Below are 20,416 nucleotides of genomic sequence, written 5' to 3'. Positions count from 1 at the left end.
ACGTGGCTCAGCGATCGATTCGCGTCGACAAGATGATCGATGACGACGTCCGCTCGACCCCGTCCATGGCGCCGATCTGGTCGAGCAGCGCGTCGAGGTCGCGGATCGACGGCGCGTCGACGATGACGATCATGTCGAAATTGCCGCTCACCGAGTGCAGCGTCCTGACTGGCGGCAGCGCCTGCAAAGCCCGCACCACCTTGTCGGCTAGCTTGGGCGTGACGGTGAGCAGCACATGTGCCTTGACCAGCCCCTGTTCATAGTCCGCGGAGAGCTTGACGCCATAGCCCGATATGATGCCGCGCTGTTCCAGCCGCTCGATCCGGCTCTGCACCGTCGTGCGCGAGACGCCGAGCTGCCGCGCCAGTTCGGCCGTCGAGGCGCGTGCGTTGGAACGCAGCAGGGAAAGCAGCGCCTGTTCGGCTTCACTGAGCATTTCGACGAATCCTTTCGGCAGATCAGCTAAAGATAGGGTTCATTCTGCCAGATTTCACGCTTCCTTTCGACAGGCAAGCTGCGATGATTCCCGGCAATTCAAAATTGGCAGGGGTATTTGACCATGAACAACATCGTTATCGTCGGCGCCGGCAAGATCGGCTCGACCATCGCCGGGATGCTCGCCGCAACGGGCGACTATCGCGTTACCCTCGTCGACCGCTCGGCGGCGCAGCTCGTCGCGGCCGAAGTGCCCGCCGGCGTCGAGACGCTCGAACTCGACATCGCAGCCGTCGGCACCCTTGAGGCAGCGCTCGCCGGCAAGTTCGCCGTGCTCAGCGCCGCCCCCTTCCATCTCACCACGCGCATCGCCGAGGCAGCGGCCAGCGCCGGCGTGCACTATCTCGACCTCACCGAGGACGTCGTCTCGACCCGCCGCGTCAAGGAGCTGGCGCGTTCCGGCAAGAGCGCCTTCATTCCGCAATGCGGGCTGGCGCCGGGCTTCATCTCGATCGTCGCCAATGATCTCGCCAGCCGCTTCGACTCGCTGGAAAGCGTGCGCATGCGCGTCGGCGCGCTGCCGCAATACCCGTCCAATGCGCTGAACTACAATCTGACCTGGAGCACCGACGGCGTCATCAACGAATATTGCGAGCCGTGCGAGGCGATCGTCGAGGGTGAGCTGATCGAAGTGCCGCCGCTGGAGGAGCGCGAGGAATTCTCGCTCGACGGCGTCACCTATGAGGCGTTCAACACCTCAGGTGGGCTCGGCACACTGGCCGAGACGCTGAAGGGCAAGGTACGCACGCTGAACTATCGCACCATCCGCTATCCCGGCCACGCCGCGATCATGAAGGCGCTGCTCAACGATCTCGGCCTGCGCCACCGCCGCGACGTGCTGAAGGACATTTTTGAAAGCGCCCTGCCGGCAACGCTGCAGGATGTCGTCATCGTCTTCGTCACCGTCTCCGGCCGCCGCAACGGCCGCCTGCTGCAGGAAACCTACGCCAACAAGATCTATTCGCAGCGCATCGGCCAGACGGTACGCAGCGCCATCCAGATCACCACCGCATCGGGCATCTGCGCCGTGCTCGACATGCTGGCCGACGGCAGCCTGCCGGCCACCGGCTTCGTCAAGCAGGAAGACATCGCGCTGGATGCGTTTCTCGCCAACCGCTTTGGTCGGGCCTATGCCCAGCATGAGATGGTGAGCCGGCTGGCGAGCTGAGCGCCTAATCTCCCCCCTCGAGGGGGAGATGTCGCCGAAGGCGACAGAGGGGGTCGCCGCACGTGTAGCGCCAGCTTCCTTCTGGCGCAAGAAGGTCGTGTCCAGTCGAACCGACCCCCTCTGGCCTGCCGGCCATCTCCCCCTCGAGGGGGGAGATCACACCCTCAGATATGCAGCGCGTGCCCGAGCGCCTTCAGCGCCGCTTCCTGGAATCCCTCGCCTTGCGTCGGATGGGCATGGATGGTCCCGGCGATATCCTCCAACCTTGCGCCCATTTCCAGCGCCAGGCCGAACGCCGCCGACAGTTCCGACACGCCTTGCCCGACCGCCTGGATGCCGAGCACCAGATGGTTGTCCGCACGCGCCACGACGCGAACGAACCCATCCTCGCCCAACTTGGTCATCGCCCGCCCGTTGGCGGCAAACGGGAACAGGCCGATCTTGATCTCACCGCCAAGCGCCTTGGCCTCCTCCGGCGACAGACCGGCCGTCACCAGTTCGGGATCGGTAAAACAGACGGCGGGAATGGAGCGCTTGTCCCAGCTGCGCTTGTGGCCGGCGACGATCTCGGCGACCATTTCGCCTTGCGCCATCGCGCGGTGCGCCAGCATCGGCTCGCCGGTGACGTCGCCGATGGCGAAGATGCCGCGCATCGAGGTGCGGCACTGATCGTCGACCTTGATGAATTTGCCCGCCATATCGAGGTCGATCTGGTCGAGGCCCCAGCCTTCGGTCACCGGCTTGCGGCCGACCGTCACCAGAATCTTGTCGGCGGCAACCTTGGCGCTCCTGCCGTCCACTGTCTCGACCAGCAGCGCATCACCCTTCGTCGACAGACCCTTGGCCTTGGCGCCCAGCATCACCTCGATGCCGAGTGTGGCGAGCCGCTTGACCACCGGCCGGGTGAGCTCGGCATCATACTGCGCCAGCACGCGCGGCAAGGCCTCGACCACGGTCACTTTAGCGCCCATTTTCGCGAAGGCCATGCCGAGTTCCAACCCGATATAACCGCCACCGACAACCGCAAGCTTCTTGGGCACATCACTTAACGCCAGCGCATCCGTGGACGAGATCACTGGCCCGCCAAAGGGCAGGAACGACAATTCGACCGGCGCCGAGCCTGTCGCGATGACGATCGTCTCGGCCCGGATCACCTGGCTTCCCGTCTCGGTCTCGACCTCCACCGTCTTGCCGTCGCGGAACGTCGCCCAGCCATGAACCGTCTTCACGCCGGCCTTCTTCAACAGGCCGGCGACGCCGCTGTTGAGCCGGCTGACAATGCCGTCCTTCCAGGCGACGGTTTTGCCGAGGTCGAGCACGGGTGCCGAGACCGAAATGCCAAGCGGGCTCTTGCCGCCGGCCATGTGCGACACCTTCTCGAACTCCTCCGCCGCATGGATCAGCGCCTTGGATGGGATGCAGCCGACATTGAGGCAGGTGCCGCCGGGCTTGCCGGCTTCGACGATCACCGTATCGACGCCGAGCTGGCCGGCACGGATGGCGCAGACATAGCCGCCGGGACCGGCGCCGATGACGAGCAGCTTGCAGGAGATTTCTTTCATGTCGGCTGCTTCCTTTCGGCGATGGCCGCAGCGCGCCTTGTCCTTCTCCCCTTGTGGGAGAAGGTGGATCGGCGCGCAGCGCCGAGACGGATGAGGGGTGCGCCAAGGATCGCCGTCGGTGCCAAGCTGGAACACCCCTCATCCGTCGCCTGCGGCGACACCTTCTCCCACAAGGGGAGAAGGGGGAGCCCACACACCAGCCCCGGCAACTTCCGACAAACCGCCTTGATCAACCGCATCACCCTCAATCCACAAAAATCAGCGCCGGCGTTTCCAGCAGCGCCTTGATCCGCTGCACGAACACCGCCGCGTCCCAGCCATCGATCACCCGATGGTCGAAGCTCGACGACAAATTCATCATCTTGCGCGGGATGAACTGCGTGCCGTCCCACACCGGCCGCACCATCATCTTGTTGACGCCGATGATCGCCACTTCCGGGTGGTTGATGACCGGCGTCGTCGCGATGCCGCCCATGGCGCCGAGCGAGGTGATGGTGATGGTCGAGCCGGACAGTTCGTCGCGTGTCGCCGTGCCGGATTTGGCCGCTTCGGCCAGCCTGTTGACCTCGGCGCCGCAATCCCAGATGTCGCGCGCCTCGGCATGCTTGACCACAGGCACCACCAGCCCCGACGGCGTCTGCGCGGCGATGCCGATATGGATGCCGCCATGCTGGTGGATGATGCCGGCCTCGTCGTCGAACAGCGAATTGAGCTGGGGTTGATCGGCGATCGCCTTGACCATCGCCCGCATCAGGAACGGCAGCAGCGTCAGCTTGGGCCTGTCCGCGCGCTTCTCCTTGTTGAGCGCGGCGCGCAGCTCCTCCAGCGCGGTGACGTCGATCTCTTCGACATAGGTGATGTGCGGGATGCGCGACTTGGACAGCGTCATCTTCTCGGCGATCTTGCGCCGCAAGCCCACCACCTTGATGTCCTCGACCGCGTCGTTGCGGGCGAGACCCGACACTTTGGCGACCTGCGGCCCGCGCGCCAGGAACGCTTCGATATCCTCATGGCCGATGCGGCCGGCCGGGCCGCTTCCCGCAACTTGTCTCAGATCAATGCCGGCCTCTTTCGCCCGCAGGCGTACGGCCGGCGACGCCAGCGGTTTTTCGCCTTCGGGGCGCGGCGCGCCGGACGTCTGCCCAGTGCTTTTCGAAACGTCAGCGCTTTTCGAAGCGGCCGGAGCGGGTTTCACCTCCGCCACGGCGGCCTTTGCCGGCGTCTTCGCGGCTGGCGCGGCGGTCTCGGGTTTCGGCGTCGGCAGCTTGGCCGGAGGCTCAGCCGTCGCCTCGACCTTGGCGCCGCCCCTCACATTGCCCTCGCCCGCCACCTTCAGCCGCACGATCGGCGAACCGATCGCCACCGTGTCGCCGATCTCGGCGCCCAGCCACAGGATCTCGCCATCGACGGGTGATGGGATCTCGACCGTCGCCTTGTCGGTCATCACGGCGGCAAGCACCGTGTCCTCGCGCACGATGTCGCCGATCTTGACGTGCCATTCGACGAGCTCGGCCTCGGCGACGCCCTCGCCGACATCGGGCAGCTTGATGATGTGCTCGCCCATGTCAGGCCTCCATGGTTTCGATGAGGGCGCGGCCAACGCGGGCGGGACCGGGGAAATAGTCCCACTCCTGCGCATGCGGATAGGGCGTGTCCCAGCCCGCGACCCGCGCCACCGGGGCTTCCAGATGGTAAAAACAGTTTTCCTGCACCAGCGCCGACAGTTCGGCGCCAAAGCCGGAGGTCAGCGTCGCCTCATGCACGACGACGCAGCGCCCGGTCTTCTTGACCGACGCCACGATTGTGTCGAGGTCGAGCGGCAAAAGCGTCCTCAAATCGATGATCTCGGCATCGATGCCGGTCTCCTCGGCAGCCGCCTGCGCGACATAGACCATGGTGCCGTAGGCGAGCACGGTGACAGCCGAACCCGCCCTGCGGATCGCCGCCTTGCCGAGCGGCACGGTGTAATGGCCGTCCGCGACCTCGCCGAGTTCATGCTTCGACCACGGCGTCACCGGCCGGTCGTGATGGCCGTCGAACGGGCCGTTGTAGAGCCGCTTCGGCTCGAGAAAAATCACCGGATCCGGATCCTCGATCGCGGCGATCAAAAGCCCTTTGGCGTCGTGCGGGTTGGATGGCACTACGGTCTTCAGGCCGGACACATGGGTGAACAAAGCTTCCGGGCTCTGGCTGTGCGTCTGGCCGCCAAAAATGCCGCCGCCGGTCGGCATGCGCACAACGATCGGGCAGGTGAAATCGCCATTCGAGCGGTAGCGCAGCCTTGCCGCTTCCTGCGTCAGCTGGTCGTAGGCAGGGTACATGTAGTCGGCAAACTGAATCTCCACACAGGGCCTCAGGCCATAGGCGGCCATGCCGATGGCCGAGCCGACAATGCCGGACTCGTTGATCGGTGCATCGAAGCAGCGGCTCTTGCCGTATTTGGCCTGCAGGCCATGGGTTACGCGAAAGACGCCGCCGAAGAAACCGACATCCTCGCCGAACACGACGACCTTGTCGTCACGCCCCATCGACACGTCCATGGCGTCGCGAATGGCCTCTATCATGGTCCGTCTTGGCATGGCTCAGACTCCCGCCTGCTGGCGCTGGCGCCTGAGATGCGGCGGCATCTCGGCATAGAGGCCCTCGAACATGTCGCGCGTCGACGGCTTGCCGCCGGCGTGCAGCGTGCCGTGGCTCTCCGCCTCCTTTTGCGCCGCGATCACCGTGTCGAGGATTTCCGCCTCGGCCTGCGCATGCCGCTCGTCCGACCAGACGCCGAGCCCGATCAGATGGTTCTTCAGCCGCACGACCGGGTCGCCGAGCGGCCAGGCGTCGGATTCGGTCTTCGGCCGATAGGCGGAAGGATCATCCGAGCTCGAATGCGCCCCGGCGCGGTAGGTGACATATTCGACCAGCGTCGGCCCAAGATTGCTGCGGGCTCGCTCGGCAGCCCATTTCGCCACCGCATGCACAGCGAGATAATCATTGCCGTCGACGCGCAGCGACGGAATGCCGAAACCGAGGCCCCGCGCGGCGAAAGTGCCGGAGCCGCCGCGCGCAATGCCCTGGAAGGTCGAGATCGCCCACTGGTTGTTGACGACATTGAGCACGACCGGCGCCTTGTAGGTGGAGGCGAACACCAGCGCCGAATGGAAATCGGATTCCGCCGTCGAGCCGTCGCCGATCCAGGCCGCCGCGATCTTGGAATCGTTCGAGATCGCCGAGGCCATCGCCCAGCCGACCGCCTGGATGTACTGCGTCGCCAGATTGCCGGAGATCGAGAAGAAGCCGTGCTCCTTCGAGGAGTACATGATCGGCAGCTGCCGGCCCTTCAGCGGATCGGCCTCGTTGGAATAGATCTGGTTCATCATCGTGACCATCGGATAGCCGTCGGCGATGAGCAGGCCCGCCTGCCGGTAGGTCGGGAAATTCATGTCGCCCGGCGCGAGCGCCTTGCGGAAGGCGCAGCTCACCGCCTCTTCGCCGAGATGCTGCATGTAAAACGAGGTCTTGCCCTGGCGCTGCGCCATCTGCATGCGGGCATCGAAGGTTCTGAGCGTCATCATGTGGCGCAGGCCTTCCAGCAGTTCCTCGCTGGACAGCAGCCCGGCCCAGGGGCCGACGGCTTCCCCATTGCGGTTCAGCACCCGGATGATCGAGAACGCCATGTCGCGGATGGTGCGCGGATCGACATCGATGTCCGGGCGCGGCACCGAGCCGGCTGGCGCAAGGGTCACATTGGAGAAATCAGGCGCCCCGCCCGGCCGCACTTCCGGCTCCGGAACGTGGAAACGCAACATCCCAGCATCGGCCATGAACCTTTGTCCTCCAATGTTGCCTGGCTGGGGATATTTGCACATCCGCGCGTCCAGTGCGAATTCGTCGGGCAAGGCCGCACGCATCAAACCGGCCGCGCCGGCCGATCCAGCCTCCCTTGCACAAGATGTAGATATGTCCGCGAAATTTCTTGTCGATGTTGAGGGGAAGCGCGCAATTTGGCGCAAGATTGGGCAAGGTTTCCGGCCAGATAAGGCGATTGGGCTGAAGACCTTGGTTCCTCGCTCTCACTTTCACACCTCCAGATGGGAGGGGGAACGCGGGTTCGCCGACCTTGGCGCCTTTCCTCTCCTCCGGAGGGGGAGAGGTGGCGAGCGAAGCTCGACGGAGTGGGGGAAGGCGGTCCTCGAATGCGTCGCCGCTGACAACTCACCACAGCGCTTCAATCAAGGCGAGTTCACCTCGTCCTCTCTCCATGCTAACCACGCCCCATGGCACAGAAGAAAGCTTTCGAGGTCGATTCGTGGCTCGCGAAGCCTGACCCGCGCGTCTCGATCGTCCTGCTTTACGGCCCCGATCGCGGCCTCGTCTCCGAGCGCGCAAAGGCCTTTGCCGAAAAGACCGGCCTGCCGCTCGACGATCCGTTCTCCGTGGTTCGGCTCGAGGGCTCGGAGGTCGACCGTGACGAAGGCCGGCTGCTCGACGAGGCCCGCACCGTGCCGATGTTTTCAGACCGGCGCCTGCTCTGGGTGCGCAATGCCACCGGCCAGAAGGCGCTGGCCGACGACGTCAAGGCACTGACAGCGGAGCCGGCGCGGGATGCCATCATCTTGATCGAGGCCGGCGATCTCAAGAAAGGCGTCGGGCTGCGCGCCGTGGTCGAGGCGGCGGACCGTGCCATGGCGCTGCCCTGCTACGCCGATGAAGCCCGCGACATCGACACGGTCATCGACGACGAGCTGCGCAAGGCCGGCATGTCGATGACCATGGAAGCCAGACAGGCGCTGCGCCGCAATCTCGGCGGCGACCGGCTGGCCTCGCGCGGCGAGATCGAAAAGCTCATCCTCTACGCCCACGGCCAGAAGGACATCGGGCTGGAAGAGGTCCGGGCCATGTCGGGTGACGTCTCCGGCGCTTCGTTCGACGACGCCGTCGATGCGTTGCTCGAGGGCAAAGTCGGCGACTTCGATACCGCCTTCACCCGCCACTGCCAGTCCGGCGGCCCGCCCTTCCTCGTTCTGTCCTCAGCCATGCGGCAATTGCAGCAGATCCAGATCATGCGCGGCCAGATGGATACAGGCGGCCGCAATGCAGCGTCGGTCGTTGCGGGCGCCCGCCCACCGGTTTTCTTCTCGCGGCGCAAGCTGGTGGAGAAGGCGCTGGATCGCTGGAGCAGCGACGCGCTCAGCCGCGCACTGACCCGGCTGCAGACCGCCGTGCTGCAAACGCGGCGGCGGCCCGATCTGGCTGTGGCGCTGGCGCGGCAGGCGCTGCTGGGGATTGCGGTGGAGAGCGCGAGGCTGGGGCAACGCGGGTAATCTCCCCCCCTTGGGGGGGAGATGTCGCCGAAGGCGACAGAGGGGGTCGCCACACGTAGGCGCCGATCTTTTCTTCGTCTCGGCAGCACGCCGACGCTTGATGGAGGCGACCCCCTCTGGCCCGCCGGCCATCTCCCCCTCAAGGAGGGAGATCAGCAGTTTCAGCGATTTCGCCAATCATCAGCGCTGAAGAGGGCCAGCGTAGCGCTTAGCCCCTGCGTTCCACATTTTCTGTCAGGACTCGGCTCAGAGGTTATATATCACCGATATATCAGCTACAAACCTGACCTTAACCCAAGCCGCTCAACGCCCTACCGCTCCTGCTTCAACCGCCGGCACAGCTCGTCCAGCTGCTCCAGCGACCGGTACGCCACCCGCAGCTCGCCGCCTTTGCCCTTGTGGTCGATGGCTACGATCATACCGAGCGTATCGGTCATCAGCTTTTCCAGCGCCAGCGTGTCGGTGTCCTTTTCCGGCGCGGCTTGTGCCTGCTTCGGCTTGGCCGGCGTGGGGCCGGCCGGCATCTGCGCCAGCGCTTCGGCCTGGCGCACCGAAAGGCCCTCTTCGACGATGCGCTTGGCAAGGCCGGCCGGGTCCTCCGCCGTTACCAGCGTGCGGGCATGACCGGCCGACAGAGCGCCGTCGACCAGCATGTCGCGGATCACGTCCGGCAGCTTCAACAGCCTGAGCGTGTTGGCGACATGGCTGCGGCTCTTGCCGATAACATTGCCGAGGTCCGCCTGGGTGTAGCCGTGATCGTCGATCAGCTGCTGGTAGCCCAGCGCTTCCTCGACCGCGTTGAGATCGGTGCGCTGGACATTCTCGATGATCGCCAGTTCGAGCGCGGTGCGGTCGTTGACCTCGCGGATGATGACCGGGATCTCGGTCAGCCCGGCGCGCTGCGCCGCCCGCCAGCGCCGCTCGCCGGCGATGATCTCGTAGCGCCCCGCCTGCGTCGGCGACGACCGTGCCACCACCGGCTGGACCACGCCATGTTCGCGGATCGACTGGGCAAGGTCGGTCAATTCGGCATCGCCAAAATGCCGGCGCGGATTTTTCGGGTTCGGGCTGAGAAACTCGATCGGCACCTTGCCGTCAGCGCTCATGCCGGGCTTTTCCGGTGCCGCCGGGCGATCGATCTCGCCGATCAGTGCGGCCAGCCCACGGCCCAGTCTTTTTCTCGAAAGGTCTTCGCTCATTTTTATTCCAGGTCTTTGGATCGTTTCGGTATCGAATCGGCTGTTAATTATGCATCCGATCTAATCAAGCGGCGCGCAATTTGCGCTCGCGGCGGATCACTTCCGAGGCCAGTTGCAAATAAGCCTGGCTGCCCGAGCACTTCAAATCGTAAAGGATCGCCGGCTTGCCATAGGACGGCGCCTCGGACACCCGCACATTGCGCGGAATGATGGTCTCGTAGACCTTGTCGCCCATATGCGCCCGTACATCCTGCACCACCTGGTTGGCGAGGTTGTTGCGGCCGTCATACATGGTCAGCACGATGCCCTGGATAATGAGGTCCGGATTGATCGACCGGCGCACCTGCTCGACGGTCTCCAGCAACTGGCTGAGGCCTTCGAGCGCGAAGAACTCGCATTGCAGCGGCACAAGGACGGAATCCGCTGCGGCCATTGAATTCAAAGTCAAAAGGTTGAGCGAAGGCGGGCAATCGATCAGCACATAATTAAAGGGCGCCCCGCGCTCGGTCGCGGCGCGCAGCGCATTGCGCAGCTTGAGCACGCGGTCAGGCGCCGAGGCGATCTCCATTTCGATGCCGAGCAGATCGAGCGTCGACGGCACGATCGACAGACCGGGCACGGCGGTTGGAATGGCCGCGGCTTCCAGATCCAACTCCCCCGTCAGCACATCGTAGGATGAGACCGTGCGGTCCTTTCGATCGATGCCGAGACCGGTGCTGGCATTGCCTTGCGGGTCGAGATCGACGATCAGCACCTTTTCGCCGATTGCGGCGAGCGCGGTGGCCAGATTGATGGCGGTGGTTGTCTTGCCGACACCACCCTTCTGGTTGGCTACGGTGATGATTCGGGGGCCGTTCTTCATCATGGATCTATGCCAGAAATTCATGTTTGGGTCGCCAAATAACCCGACAAGTCGAAGCTCAGACAGGCCTGATGTCGGACAGTTCGAGGATGACACCATGAGGGTCGGTCACACTGGGATGTTCTACCAGATCGAAGGCCCATCGGTTAATGCTTTCTTGCACTTCGGCGCGATAATCCCGGCCTTTGTGGAACAGCCCGCGCGCGCCTGACGTCAGCCAGGGCGCCGACAGATCGAGCAGCACCGAAAGCGAGGCCAGAGCCCGCGCCGTGACGATTTGTGGCGCGGAAACAAGTGCATGGCTGTCCTCGATGCGGCGCGCCACCACCCGCGCCGGCAGGTTGAACTGGCCAATGACGGTCTGCAGGAATGAGGCCTTCTTACGGTTGCTTTCCACCAGGTCGATGCTGGCTCCCGCACGCTCGGCGAGCAGGAAGGCCATGACCAGGCCCGGAAATCCGCCGCCCGAGCCAATGTCGACCCAACGCGTGGCACTGGGTTCTATGCGTGCCAGCTGCGCGCTGTCCAATATGTGGCGCTGCCAGACATCGCCCGCCGTCGACTGCGCCACGAGGTTGATGCTGCGATTCCATTTCTGGAACATCTCTTCGAACGCCACCAGGCGATCGAATGTTTCACGTGAAACCGGGCCGGCCGCATCCTGCAGGCTCTCGAGGGAGAAAGAACTCACGCAACGTCTCTCTGCGCGACTTCATGGTGACGGACATGCGCGACAATGATCGCCAGCGCCGCCGGCGTCATGCCTTCCATGCGCTGCGCGTCCGCAACTGAACGCGGCCGCCGCACCGCCATCTTCTGCTTCAACTCATTGGACAGGCCGGGCACGCCGCCGAAATCGACGTTTTCCGGGATCAACCGGCCCTCCTCATGGCGGATCTGGGCCACATCGCTCTTCTGGCGATCGAGGTAGACAGAATATTTCGCTTCCGTTTCGAGCCGCTCGGCGGTCTTGGCATCGACGGCAGCAAATTTCGGCTCGACCCTGGCCAGCCAGGCGACGTCGACATCGGGATAAGCCAGCAGCTCATAGCCGGACCGGCGCACGCCATCTCTGTTGATCTCCAGCCCATGCCGCGCCGCCTCATTGGGCGTCATCGCCACCGACTTCGCCAGGTCGCGCGCTGCGTCGAGCCGTTGCACGACATCGCCATAGCGCTGCATCCGTTGCGCAGAAGCGATCCCGAGCCTCTCCGCCAGCGGCGTCAGCCGTTCATCCGCATTGTCGGCGCGCAGCGACAGCCGGAATTCGGCGCGCGAGGTGAACATGCGGTAGGGTTCGCTGATGCCGCGGCTGGTCAGATCGTCGACCATCACGCCGATATAGGCCTCGGTGCGGCTGAGCACGATCTGTTCGCCGCCCGCCGCCCGCCGCGCCGCGTTGAGCCCCGCGAGCAAGCCTTGGCCAGCGGCTTCTTCGTACCCGGTCGTGCCGTTGATCTGCCCGGCGAGGAACAGGCCTCCAACGCGCTTGGTCTCCAGCGTCTGATGCAGTTCGCGCGGATCGACGTGATCGTACTCGATGGCATAGCCGGGCTGCAGCATGATCGCGCGCTCCAGCCCCGGGATGGTTTTCAGGATGTCCAACTGCACATCTTCGGGCAGCGAGGTCGAAATCCCGTTGGGATAGACGGTGTCGTCGTCGAGCCCTTCCGGCTCCAGAAAGATCTGGTGGCCGTCCCGGTCGCCGAACTTGACGATCTTGTCTTCGATCGACGGGCAATAGCGCGGCCCGACACCTTCGATCGAGCCGGAGTACATGGCGGACCGGCCAAGATTGGCGCGGATCAGCTCGTGCGTGGCTGTGGTCGTGCGGGTGATGCCGCACTCGATCTGCAGCGTTTCGATGCGGTCGGTCATCAGCGAGAACGGCACGGGATCTTCGTCCGCAGCCTGGCTTTCGAGCGAGGCCCAGTCGATGGTCTTTCCATCCAGCCGCGGCGGCGTGCCGGTTTTCAACCGTCCGAGCTTGAAGCCCGCACGGTCCATCGTTGCCGACAGGCCAAGGCTCGCCTGCTCGTTCATGCGGCCGGCGACGATCTTTTTTTCGCCAATATGAATGAGCCCGCGCAGGAAGGTCCCGGTCGTCAAAACCACGGCGCCGCAGGCCAGCCTGCGGCCGTCGGCCAGCAGAACGGCGGTGATGCGCCCCTCGACGATCTCGAAATCCAGAACCTCGGCCTCGACGACGTCGAGATCGTTCTGCTGCCGAATCGCTTCCTGCATGGCAAGGCGATAGAGTTTCCGATCGGCCTGCGTGCGCGGTCCGCGCACCGCCGGGCCCTTGCGGCGGTTGAGCAGGCGAAACTGAATGCCGGCCGCATCCGCCACCCGGCCCATCAAACCGTCCATGGCGTCGATCTCGCGGACCAGATGGCCCTTGCCGAGGCCGCCGATCGCCGGATTGCACGACATCACGCCAATCGTGTCGAAGCGCAGCGTCACCAGCGCGGTTTTGGCGCCGGCGCGCGCGGCGGCGCTGGCCGCCTCGCAACCAGCATGGCCGCCGCCCACCACAACCACATCATAGTGATCGGTCATTTCCAAATCCTGGACTCAGTAGAGATTGAGGGACACATGTCCCCGCGGGGCCAAGCTGTCAAGAAAACTTCGCTGCAAGTTTCACGTGAAACAGGGTCAGGGCCCTGTTCGGCCATGTTTCACGTGAGTCAAGGAGCACCACTTATGTTTCACGTGAGTCACGGCCAGGGATTGCCGAAGCGTCCCCCCCAACCTCTTCATCCACGGGCGGAGCAGAGGCGCAGCGGCGTCGCGGAGACCCGAGGATCCATGCCTCGATCTAAGCCGTGGAGTGCAGCGGTGCAGAATTCTGGACCGTAGCAACCCTTTGGAGTCCCAGCATGGATCCTCGGGTCTGCGCTGCGTCGCTACGCTCCTTGCTCCGCCCGTGGATGACGAACAAACGGGCGTTCCCGCAAAATGCTTCACCGCCACCGAGACCAAGCTCATATTCGGCCAAGCAATTGTTTCACGTGAGTCATTTCCCGATGCAGAACTGCCCGAAGATCACGTCCAGCATGTCCTCGACATCGATCGCCCCGACGATCCGACCCAGGCGGTCCGCGGCCAGCCGCAACTCCTCGGCCCGCAGCTCCTGGCCAGTGCCGTGGCCGTCAATCGCTCGAAGCAGATGGCGATTCGCATCGCTGAGCAATTCGACATGGCGCAGGCGCGAAGGCAGGACATCGCCAACGTCACCCGCCGCATCCGCCGCGCGACGGCCGATCTCAGCCAACAGCGCTTCCACACCAGTCCCGTTAAGAACTGAAATGCCGAGGTCATATCGACTGGACACCTCCCCAGCCGTCTGCTCATCCAACAGGTCGAGCTTGGTGCCGACGCGCAACAAGGTCGCCGTATCCGGCAACGCCGCGACGTCCGTGGGAGACAAAATGTCTTCCAGCAGCAGCAAGAGATCGGCGCGGTCCGCCTTGGCCCGGGCCTTCTCGATGCCGATCGCCTCGACCTTGCCCGGCGCCTCGCGCAATCCGGCCGTATCGGTCAGCCTGACCCGCAGCCCGCCGAGATCCAGCGTCACCTCGAGCAAGTCACGAGTCGTGCCCGGCTCATCCGTTACAATAGCAGCATCCCGCCGCGCCAGGGCGTTGAACAGACTCGATTTCCCGGCATTCGGCGCGCCGAGAATGACGACCTCGAACCCGTCCCTGATGATTTCTGCGGAACGAAATCCGGCAATGTGGCGATCAATTTCCCCGACCATTAATCGCACATCCGACCAAACCGTATCCGAAACGGATCCGGGCACATCGTCTTCATCGGCAAAGTCGATCTCCGCCTCGATCATCGCGCGCGCATGGATCAGCCGGCGACGCCAGCCGAGATAGAGTTCGCTCTGGACGCCCTCGGCATTCTGGATGGCGAAACGCCGCTGCGCCTCGGTTTCGGCATTGACCAGATCAGCCAGCGCCTCCGTCTCGACGAGGTCGATTTTGCCGTTGAGAAAGGCGCGGCGAGTGAATTCACCCGGCTCAGCATGCCTGACGTCTTCAAAACCACCGATCGTCTCCAGCATCCGGGCCACCACGGCGCGCCCGCCATGGACGTGGAACTCGGCGACATCCTCGCCGGTAAAGCTCGCGGGGCCGGGGAAGAAGACAACCAGGCCGTTGTCGAGCACGCCTCCATCCGGCGCCCGCAGCTGGCGCAGGGTTGCAACCCGGTCCTTAACCAAGCCGCCCGCGATTGTTTCGACTACGAATCGAGTCTGCGGGCCGGAAATGCGGATGACGGCGACGCCGGCGGGAAGCCGGCCACTCGACAACGCAACGATGGAACCGCCTGAATTCATTTGCCCGCTCAACCGAACCGCCCTAGCTTCCGCCAACACTGTGAACCGAGTTTTTCCGATTGTGACATTGCCCGCGCAAAACCTGCTTGCCGACGAAGCCAGCCCCTATCTGCAGCAGCACAGCGGCAATCCCGTCCATTGGCGGGCCTGGTCGCCAGCTTCCCTGGACGAAGCAAAGACTCTCGATCGCCCGATCCTGCTTTCCGTCGGCTATGCCGCCTGCCACTGGTGCCATGTCATGGCGCATGAAAGCTTCGAGAATGACGACGTCGCGGCCGTCATGAACCGTCTGTTCGTCAATATCAAGGTCGACCGTGAGGAGCGTCCCGACATCGACCAGATCTATATGGCCGCCCTGTCATCGATGGGCGAGCAAGGCGGCTGGCCGCTGACCATGTTCCTGACGCCGGATGGCAAGCCATTCTGGGGCGGCACCTATTTGCCGCGCGAGCCGCGCTATGGCCGCCCGGGCTTCATCCAGGTCATGGAAGCCGTCGACAAGGCCTGGCGGGAAAAGCGCGCCAGCCTGCATCAAAGCGCTGACGGCCTGACATCCCATGTCGAAGCGCGGCTGTCCGGCACGCATGCCAAGGAAAACCTAGACCGCGGCACGCTGTCTGATCTCGCCGGCCGTATTGACGGCATGGTCGACCGTGACCTTGGGGGCTTAAAAGGCGCGCCGAAATTCCCCAACGCGCCGTTCATGCTCACGCTCTGGCTGTCCTGGCTGCGCGACGGCAATGCTTCGCACCGCGACGACGTGCTCGTCAGCCTCGAACAGATACTGAGCGGCGGCATCTATGACCATATTGGCGGCGGACTCAGCCGCTATTCGACCGATGCCGAATGGCTGGTGCCGCATTTCGAAAAGATGCTCTACGACAATGCCGAGCTGATCCGCTTCTGCACCTGGGCTTTTTCGGCGAGCGGCAATGATTTGTTCCGGGTACGAATCGAAGAGACGGTCGAGTGGCTGCTGCGCGAAATGCGCGTCGACGGCGGTGCTTTCGCCGCCAGCCTCGACGCGGACAGCGATGGAGAGGAAGGGCTGTTCTACACCTGGAGCAGGCAAGAGATCGAGGCCGTCCTCGGTGACGATTCTGCCTTGTTTTTCAAATACTTCACGCTCTCCAGCCCGCATGGCTGGGAAGGCAAGCCGGTTGTCCACCAGACCCGCGCCCAGCAAGCCCTAAGCGTGGCCGATCGCGAACTGCTGATCCCGCTAAAAGCCAGGCTTCTCGCTGTCCGGGAAGAGCGCGTTCGGCCAGGTCTCGATGCAAAGGCCCTCACTGACTGGAACGGCCTGATGATTGCAGCACTCGCAGAGGCTGGCCGCTCGCTGCGGCGGCCCGACTGGATCGCGGCCGCGGCCAAGGCCTTTGCCCATATCTGCGGAGCCAGCCGCGACAACCGCTTGCCGCATTCCATGCTCGGCGCCAGGAAACTGTTTCCCGCTTTGTCGATTGACTACGCCGCGATGGCCAATGCGGCGATCTCGCTGTTCGAGGCCTCGGGCGAGTGGACCTATATCGACCAGGGAAAGCGCTTCATCGAGCAACTCGACCAATGGCACGTCGACACCGCGGGCACAGGCTATTATCTCACCGCTTCGGACAGCACCGACGTCCCGATCCGCATCCGCGGCGATGTCGATGAGGCCATTTCGTCGGCCACCAGCCAGATCATCTCGGCGCTGGTGCGGCTCGCTTCCGTTACCGGCGACCTCGACCTGCAGGAAAAGGCCTGGAAGGTCGCCGAGCATGCGGCCGGCCGCGCGGCGCACCAAGCCTATGGCCAGGCCGGCATCGTCAATGCCTGCGCGTTTGCCATCGAGCCGTTGAAACTGGTCCTGATAGACGAACTGGCCAATCCCAAGCTTGTTCCGGTTGCGAATCGATGCCCCGACCCGCGCCGCGTCGACATTGTCGTCGCGATCGGTTCGGAGACGAATCGACCTCTGCTGCCCGGGGGTGTTCTGCCGCCGACGGAGAAGATGGGTGCCTGGCTGTGCACCCGGCAGGTCTGTTTGCCGGTGGTGACGGATGCGGGGGAGTTGGAGCGGCTGTTACGACGAAGCTAGAAGAGCCGGACGACTACGCCGACGGCCCCTTGCCTCACCTATCAAGCGTCAGCGCTGCCCCTCACCTGCTTGCCGCCACGGTAAAGCAGACCTAACCCCACGTAATGAAAAACCCCATCCCGGTTTCCCGGAACGGGGTTCCAATTCGCAGGCCGGAAAGTTCCGGACAGTTACGTGTTCATCGAATCGAAGAAATCGCCATTGGTCTTGGTCTGCTTCAGCTTGTCGATGAGGAACTCGATCGCGTCGGTGGTTCCCATCGGCGCCAGGATGCGGCGCAGCACGAAGATCTTCTGCAGGTCCGAGCGCGGAACCAGCAGGTCCTCCTTGCGGGTGCCGGACTTCAATATGTCCATGGCCGGATAGATGCGCTTGTCGGCGACCTTGCGGTCGAGTACGATTTCCGAGTTACCCGTACCCTTGAACTCTTCGAAGATGACTTCGTCCATGCGGCTGCCGGTGTCGATCAGCGCGGTGGCGATGATGGTCAGCGAGCCGCCTTCCTCGATGTTGCGGGCGGCACCGAAGAAACGCTTCGGCCGCTGCAGCGCGTTGGCGTCGACACCGCCGGTCAGCACCTTGCCGGATGACGGCACCACGGTGTTGTAGGCGCGGCCGAGGCGGGTGATCGAATCGAGCAGGATGACGACGTCGCGGCCATGTTCGACCAGGCGCTTGGCCTTCTCGATGACCATCTCGGCGACCTGCACGTGGCGCACCGCCGGTTCGTCGAAGGTCGAGGAGACGACCTCGCCCTTCACCGAGCGCTGCATGTCGGTCACTTCTTCCGGACGCTCGTCGATCAGAAGCACGATCAAATAGCATTCCGGATGGTTGGTGGTGATGGAGTGGGCGATGTTCTGCAGCAGAACTGTTTTACCCGTGCGCGGCTGCGCCACGATCAAAGCGCGCTGGCCTTTGCCGAGCGGCGCCACCAAATCGATGACGCGCGCCGAGATGTCCTTGGAGGTCGGAACCTCCATTTCCATCTTCAGCCGCGAGGTCGGGTAAAGCGGCGTCAGATTGTCGAAATGGATCTTGTGACGGATCTTTTCGGGATCGTCGAAATTGATGGTGTTGACCTTGAGCAGCGCGAAATAGCGCTCGCCCTCTTTCGGGCTGCGGATCGGTCCTTCGACCGTATCGCCGGTCTTCAGCGAAAAGCGCCGGATCTGCGACGGCGAGATGTAGATGTCGTCGGGACCTGGCAGATAGTTGGCATTGGCCGAGCGCAGGAAGCCGAACCCGTCCTGAAGCACTTCGACCACACCGTCGCCGATGATCTCGACGTCCTGGGCGGCCAGCTTCTTCAGGATCGCGAACATCAGCTCCTGCTTGCGCATGACGCTGGCATTCTCGACCTCGAGCGATTCGGCATAAGCGATCAGCTCTGGCGGTTTCTTGTTCTTGAACTCGGCGAGTTTCATTTCTTGCATAACGGACCTTGAATAGATGGAGTCTGGGCGGGCTTTGGGAGGATATCGACGGGATGCGACAAATGCCGGGCGCGGCCGAAAGCAATGAGGGGCGGCGCATGACGGGAAGGAAGACCCGTCTTTTATCGTCGGTCGGGTGAAAGAGCAAGCCGCGTTTTGCGGGAGTGTCTCTTAGTTCCGCATCGTACTTTCCGAAAAACCATTCCGGTTTTAGGTCGATGCGGCGAGCCCTTAGAACGGCTTGACGACAACCAGGATCACGATTGCGATCATCAGCAATGTGGGGATCTCATTGACGATCCGCCAGTGCCGAGCCGGTTTTTCATTGCGGTCCTCGGCGAATTTCCGCACCGCGCCGGCGAGATAGCCATGAACGGCGGACAACAAAAGCACCAGGGCGATCTTGGCGTGCAGCCATCCGCCCTGGAATCCAAACACTTTCCAGGCGAGCCACAACCCGAACACCCAGGTAACGATCATTGCCGGATTGATGATGCCGCGCAGCAGGCGCCGCTCCATCACCTTGAAGGTCTCGGACTGCACCGAGCCTTTCTCGGCATCGACGTGATAGACGAACAGCCGCGGCAGATAGAGCATGCCGGCCATCCACGAAATGACGGCAAGGATATGGATCGCCTTCGCCCAGGGATAGAAACTCTCCGGCGCGAAGACAAACAAAAGCGCGGTGAGAACCACCAGCACGATGATGCCAACGGTCATGCGTATCATCGCCTGGCCCGTGCTGTTCGTGTTGCCAGTGTCTTTCGTATTGTTTGACTGAGCCATCAGCGTGTCGCGCTCCGAACCTGTTTCACCATCGCCTCGACATGGGCGATCGGCGTCTCCGGCGTGATGCCGTGGCCGAGATTGAAGATCAGCGGTCCATCACCAAGCGCTCTCAGGATTGTCTCGACGCCATCGGACAGGGCCTTGCCGCCAGCCACGAGGCGCAAAGGATCGAGATTGCCCTGGACGGCACCCGAGCGCTGCAAGTCCTTCGCTGCTGCCAGCGGCACCGTCCAGTCGATCCCCAGACCCGTTACACCAGTCTTCTGCCGATAGGTGCGGTAGCGAGCGCCGGCACCCTTGGGAAAACCGATGATCGGAACATCGGGATGAACGGCGCGAACCTGCCTGACGATCTCGGCCACCGGCCAAACGCAGAACTGGTCGAACGACGCATCGTCGAGCACGCCGGACCAGGAATCGAAGATTTGCACCACATCCGCGCCAGCCTCGATCTGGCGGATCAGATAGGCAGCCGAATGGTCGGCAAGCACCTTCAGCAGCTGCAGGAACGCCTCAGGTTCGCGGTAAGCAAACAGCCGAGCCGGCGCCTGGTCGGGCGTGCCATGGCCGGCGATCATATAGGTCGCCACCGTCCATGGCGCGCCGCAGAAGCCGATCAGCGTCGTTTCATCAGGCAGTTTTGCCCGCAGCCGGCGAACCGTCTCGTAGACCGGTTCGAGATTCACGTGAAACATATCGCCTTCCAGAGCCGCAATCTCGGCCACCGAGATCGGCGTCAAAAGCGGTCCTCTTCCCTCTTCGAAGCGCACGTCGCGGCCAAGCGCATGCGGAACGACAAGGATGTCCGAGAACAGGATCGAGGCGTCGAAACCGAAGCGCTCGATCGGTTGCAATGTCACTTCGACGGCAAGGTCGGGATCGTAACAGAGGTCGAGGAACGAACCGGCGCGTCGGCGCGTCTCCCGATATTCCGGCAGATAACGCCCGGCCTGGCGCATCATCCAGAGCGGAGGCGGAAAATGAGCTTCGCCCTTGAGGACGTCCAGCATGATCCGGCTTTTGGGCATCGAGTGCTCGCCTCTCCCAGCCTGCCTATAATCTTAAAGATTCTTATATCTAAGATTCTTCTGATTCTAAGAGTCTGTTGGTTGTGGTGGTTGTCACCTGTCCCGCTTTGCCCCGAAAAACACCAGCAAGCATA

General features: G+C 63.4%; 16 protein-coding genes. 3 read left to right on the top strand and 13 right to left on the bottom strand.

Features of this window, described 5'->3' with window-relative positions:
- Positions 1-7: 7 nt before the first annotated feature.
- The gene (locus AC1D05_RS17620) at positions 8-436 is read right to left on the bottom strand and encodes an Lrp/AsnC family transcriptional regulator (protein WP_183464419.1); all 429 of its coding nucleotides are present in this window, start codon (positions 434-436) and stop codon (positions 8-10) included.
- Between the two features lie 123 nt (positions 437-559).
- Between AC1D05_RS17620 and AC1D05_RS17615 the strand changes: the two genes are divergently transcribed.
- On the top strand, positions 560-1,663 hold the full coding sequence (locus AC1D05_RS17615) for a saccharopine dehydrogenase family protein (RefSeq protein WP_477442450.1): 1,104 nt from the start codon (positions 560-562) through the stop codon (positions 1,661-1,663).
- Positions 1,664-1,827: 164 nt separating this feature from the next.
- Here AC1D05_RS17615 and lpdA read toward each other — a convergent pair whose 3' ends face one another.
- The 4 genes from lpdA to AC1D05_RS17595 form a co-directional block, all read right to left on the bottom strand.
- On the bottom strand, positions 1,828-3,225 hold the full coding sequence (lpdA, locus tag AC1D05_RS17610) for a dihydrolipoyl dehydrogenase (protein WP_477442448.1): 1,398 nt from the start codon (positions 3,223-3,225) through the stop codon (positions 1,828-1,830).
- 244 nt (positions 3,226-3,469) lie between these two features.
- Entirely contained in the window at positions 3,470-4,789 is a 1,320-nt protein-coding gene (locus AC1D05_RS17605) for a dihydrolipoamide acetyltransferase family protein (protein WP_477442446.1), read from the bottom strand.
- A gap of 1 nt (position 4,790) precedes the next feature.
- Positions 4,791-5,804, bottom strand: a complete 1,014-nt coding sequence (locus AC1D05_RS17600; RefSeq protein ID WP_477442444.1) for an alpha-ketoacid dehydrogenase subunit beta — start codon at positions 5,802-5,804, stop codon at positions 4,791-4,793.
- A gap of 3 nt (positions 5,805-5,807) precedes the next feature.
- Positions 5,808-7,040 carry a thiamine pyrophosphate-dependent enzyme gene (locus AC1D05_RS17595; protein ID WP_477442443.1) on the bottom strand — a complete coding sequence of 411 codons (1,233 nt, stop codon included), beginning with the start codon at positions 7,038-7,040 and terminating at the stop codon, positions 5,808-5,810.
- 453 nt (positions 7,041-7,493) lie between these two features.
- Between AC1D05_RS17595 and holA the strand changes: the two genes are divergently transcribed.
- Positions 7,494-8,540, top strand: a complete 1,047-nt coding sequence (holA, locus tag AC1D05_RS17590; RefSeq protein WP_477442441.1) for a DNA polymerase III subunit delta — start codon at positions 7,494-7,496, stop codon at positions 8,538-8,540.
- Between the two features lie 311 nt (positions 8,541-8,851).
- Here the strand turns inward: holA and AC1D05_RS17585 are convergent, their stop codons facing one another.
- From AC1D05_RS17585 to mnmE, 5 genes are all read right to left on the bottom strand, one after another.
- Positions 8,852-9,739 carry a ParB/RepB/Spo0J family partition protein gene (locus AC1D05_RS17585; protein WP_477442439.1) on the bottom strand — a complete coding sequence of 296 codons (888 nt, stop codon included), beginning with the start codon at positions 9,737-9,739 and terminating at the stop codon, positions 8,852-8,854.
- 64 nt (positions 9,740-9,803) lie between these two features.
- Entirely contained in the window at positions 9,804-10,604 is an 801-nt protein-coding gene (locus tag AC1D05_RS17580) for a ParA family protein (protein ID WP_080680871.1), read from the bottom strand.
- A gap of 55 nt (positions 10,605-10,659) precedes the next feature.
- Positions 10,660-11,292: a 16S rRNA (guanine(527)-N(7))-methyltransferase RsmG gene (gene rsmG, locus AC1D05_RS17575; protein ID WP_477442437.1), complete on the bottom strand. Its 633-nt coding sequence runs from the start codon at positions 11,290-11,292 to the stop codon at positions 10,660-10,662.
- A complete protein-coding gene (gene mnmG / locus AC1D05_RS17570) occupies positions 11,289-13,160 on the bottom strand; it encodes a tRNA uridine-5-carboxymethylaminomethyl(34) synthesis enzyme MnmG (protein ID WP_477442436.1) in 1,872 nt (623 codons plus the stop codon). The genes rsmG and mnmG overlap by 4 nt, the downstream gene beginning before the upstream one ends.
- Positions 13,161-13,617: 457 nt before the next feature.
- A complete protein-coding gene (gene mnmE / locus AC1D05_RS17565) occupies positions 13,618-14,949 on the bottom strand; it encodes a tRNA uridine-5-carboxymethylaminomethyl(34) synthesis GTPase MnmE (protein ID WP_477442434.1) in 1,332 nt (443 codons plus the stop codon).
- Positions 14,950-15,010: 61 nt separating this feature from the next.
- Between mnmE and AC1D05_RS17560 the strand changes: the two genes are divergently transcribed.
- Complete coding sequence (locus AC1D05_RS17560) at positions 15,011-17,029, top strand: thioredoxin domain-containing protein (protein WP_477442432.1); 2,019 nt, start codon at positions 15,011-15,013, stop codon at positions 17,027-17,029.
- A gap of 170 nt (positions 17,030-17,199) precedes the next feature.
- Here the strand turns inward: AC1D05_RS17560 and rho are convergent, their stop codons facing one another.
- The 3 genes from rho to hemE form a co-directional block, all read right to left on the bottom strand.
- On the bottom strand, positions 17,200-18,465 hold the full coding sequence (gene rho / locus AC1D05_RS17555; protein ID WP_027041130.1) for a transcription termination factor Rho: 1,266 nt from the start codon (positions 18,463-18,465) through the stop codon (positions 17,200-17,202).
- 231 nt (positions 18,466-18,696) lie between these two features.
- Complete coding sequence (hemJ, locus tag AC1D05_RS17550; protein ID WP_477442430.1) at positions 18,697-19,194, bottom strand: protoporphyrinogen oxidase HemJ; 498 nt, start codon at positions 19,192-19,194, stop codon at positions 18,697-18,699.
- A gap of 56 nt (positions 19,195-19,250) precedes the next feature.
- Complete coding sequence (gene hemE / locus AC1D05_RS17545; protein WP_477442429.1) at positions 19,251-20,282, bottom strand: uroporphyrinogen decarboxylase; 1,032 nt, start codon at positions 20,280-20,282, stop codon at positions 19,251-19,253.
- Positions 20,283-20,416: the final 134 nt, after the last annotated feature.

This window comes from Mesorhizobium sp. P2_E9, assembly GCF_056403815.1.
Note: the sequence above shows the minus strand (reverse complement) of the source record. Positions and strands in the feature narration are given on the sequence as shown.

What these genes read in the sequence shown, in the direction of transcription:
- AC1D05_RS17620 (WP_183464419.1), bottom strand. Translation starts at nt 436, where the DNA reads ATGCTCAGTGAAGCCGAACAGGCGCTGCTTTCCCTGCTGCGTTCCAAC.
- AC1D05_RS17615 (WP_477442450.1), top strand. Translation starts at nt 560, where the DNA reads ATGAACAACATCGTTATCGTCGGCGCCGGCAAGATCGGCTCGACCATC.
- lpdA (WP_477442448.1), bottom strand. Translation starts at nt 3,225, where the DNA reads ATGAAAGAAATCTCCTGCAAGCTGCTCGTCATCGGCGCCGGTCCCGGC.
- AC1D05_RS17605 (WP_477442446.1), bottom strand. Translation starts at nt 4,789, where the DNA reads ATGGGCGAGCACATCATCAAGCTGCCCGATGTCGGCGAGGGCGTCGCC.
- AC1D05_RS17600 (WP_477442444.1), bottom strand. Translation starts at nt 5,804, where the DNA reads ATGCCAAGACGGACCATGATAGAGGCCATTCGCGACGCCATGGACGTG.
- AC1D05_RS17595 (WP_477442443.1), bottom strand. Translation starts at nt 7,040, where the DNA reads ATGGCCGATGCTGGGATGTTGCGTTTCCACGTTCCGGAGCCGGAAGTG.
- holA (WP_477442441.1), top strand. Translation starts at nt 7,494, where the DNA reads ATGGCACAGAAGAAAGCTTTCGAGGTCGATTCGTGGCTCGCGAAGCCT.
- AC1D05_RS17585 (WP_477442439.1), bottom strand. Translation starts at nt 9,739, where the DNA reads ATGAGCGAAGACCTTTCGAGAAAAAGACTGGGCCGTGGGCTGGCCGCA.
- AC1D05_RS17580 (WP_080680871.1), bottom strand. Translation starts at nt 10,604, where the DNA reads ATGATGAAGAACGGCCCCCGAATCATCACCGTAGCCAACCAGAAGGGT.
- mnmG (WP_477442436.1), bottom strand. Translation starts at nt 13,160, where the DNA reads ATGACCGATCACTATGATGTGGTTGTGGTGGGCGGCGGCCATGCTGGT.
- mnmE (WP_477442434.1), bottom strand. Translation starts at nt 14,949, where the DNA reads ATGAATTCAGGCGGTTCCATCGTTGCGTTGTCGAGTGGCCGGCTTCCC.
- rho (WP_027041130.1), bottom strand. Translation starts at nt 18,465, where the DNA reads ATGCAAGAAATGAAACTCGCCGAGTTCAAGAACAAGAAACCGCCAGAG.
- hemJ (WP_477442430.1), bottom strand. Translation starts at nt 19,194, where the DNA reads ATGATACGCATGACCGTTGGCATCATCGTGCTGGTGGTTCTCACCGCG.
- hemE (WP_477442429.1), bottom strand. Translation starts at nt 20,282, where the DNA reads ATGCCCAAAAGCCGGATCATGCTGGACGTCCTCAAGGGCGAAGCTCAT.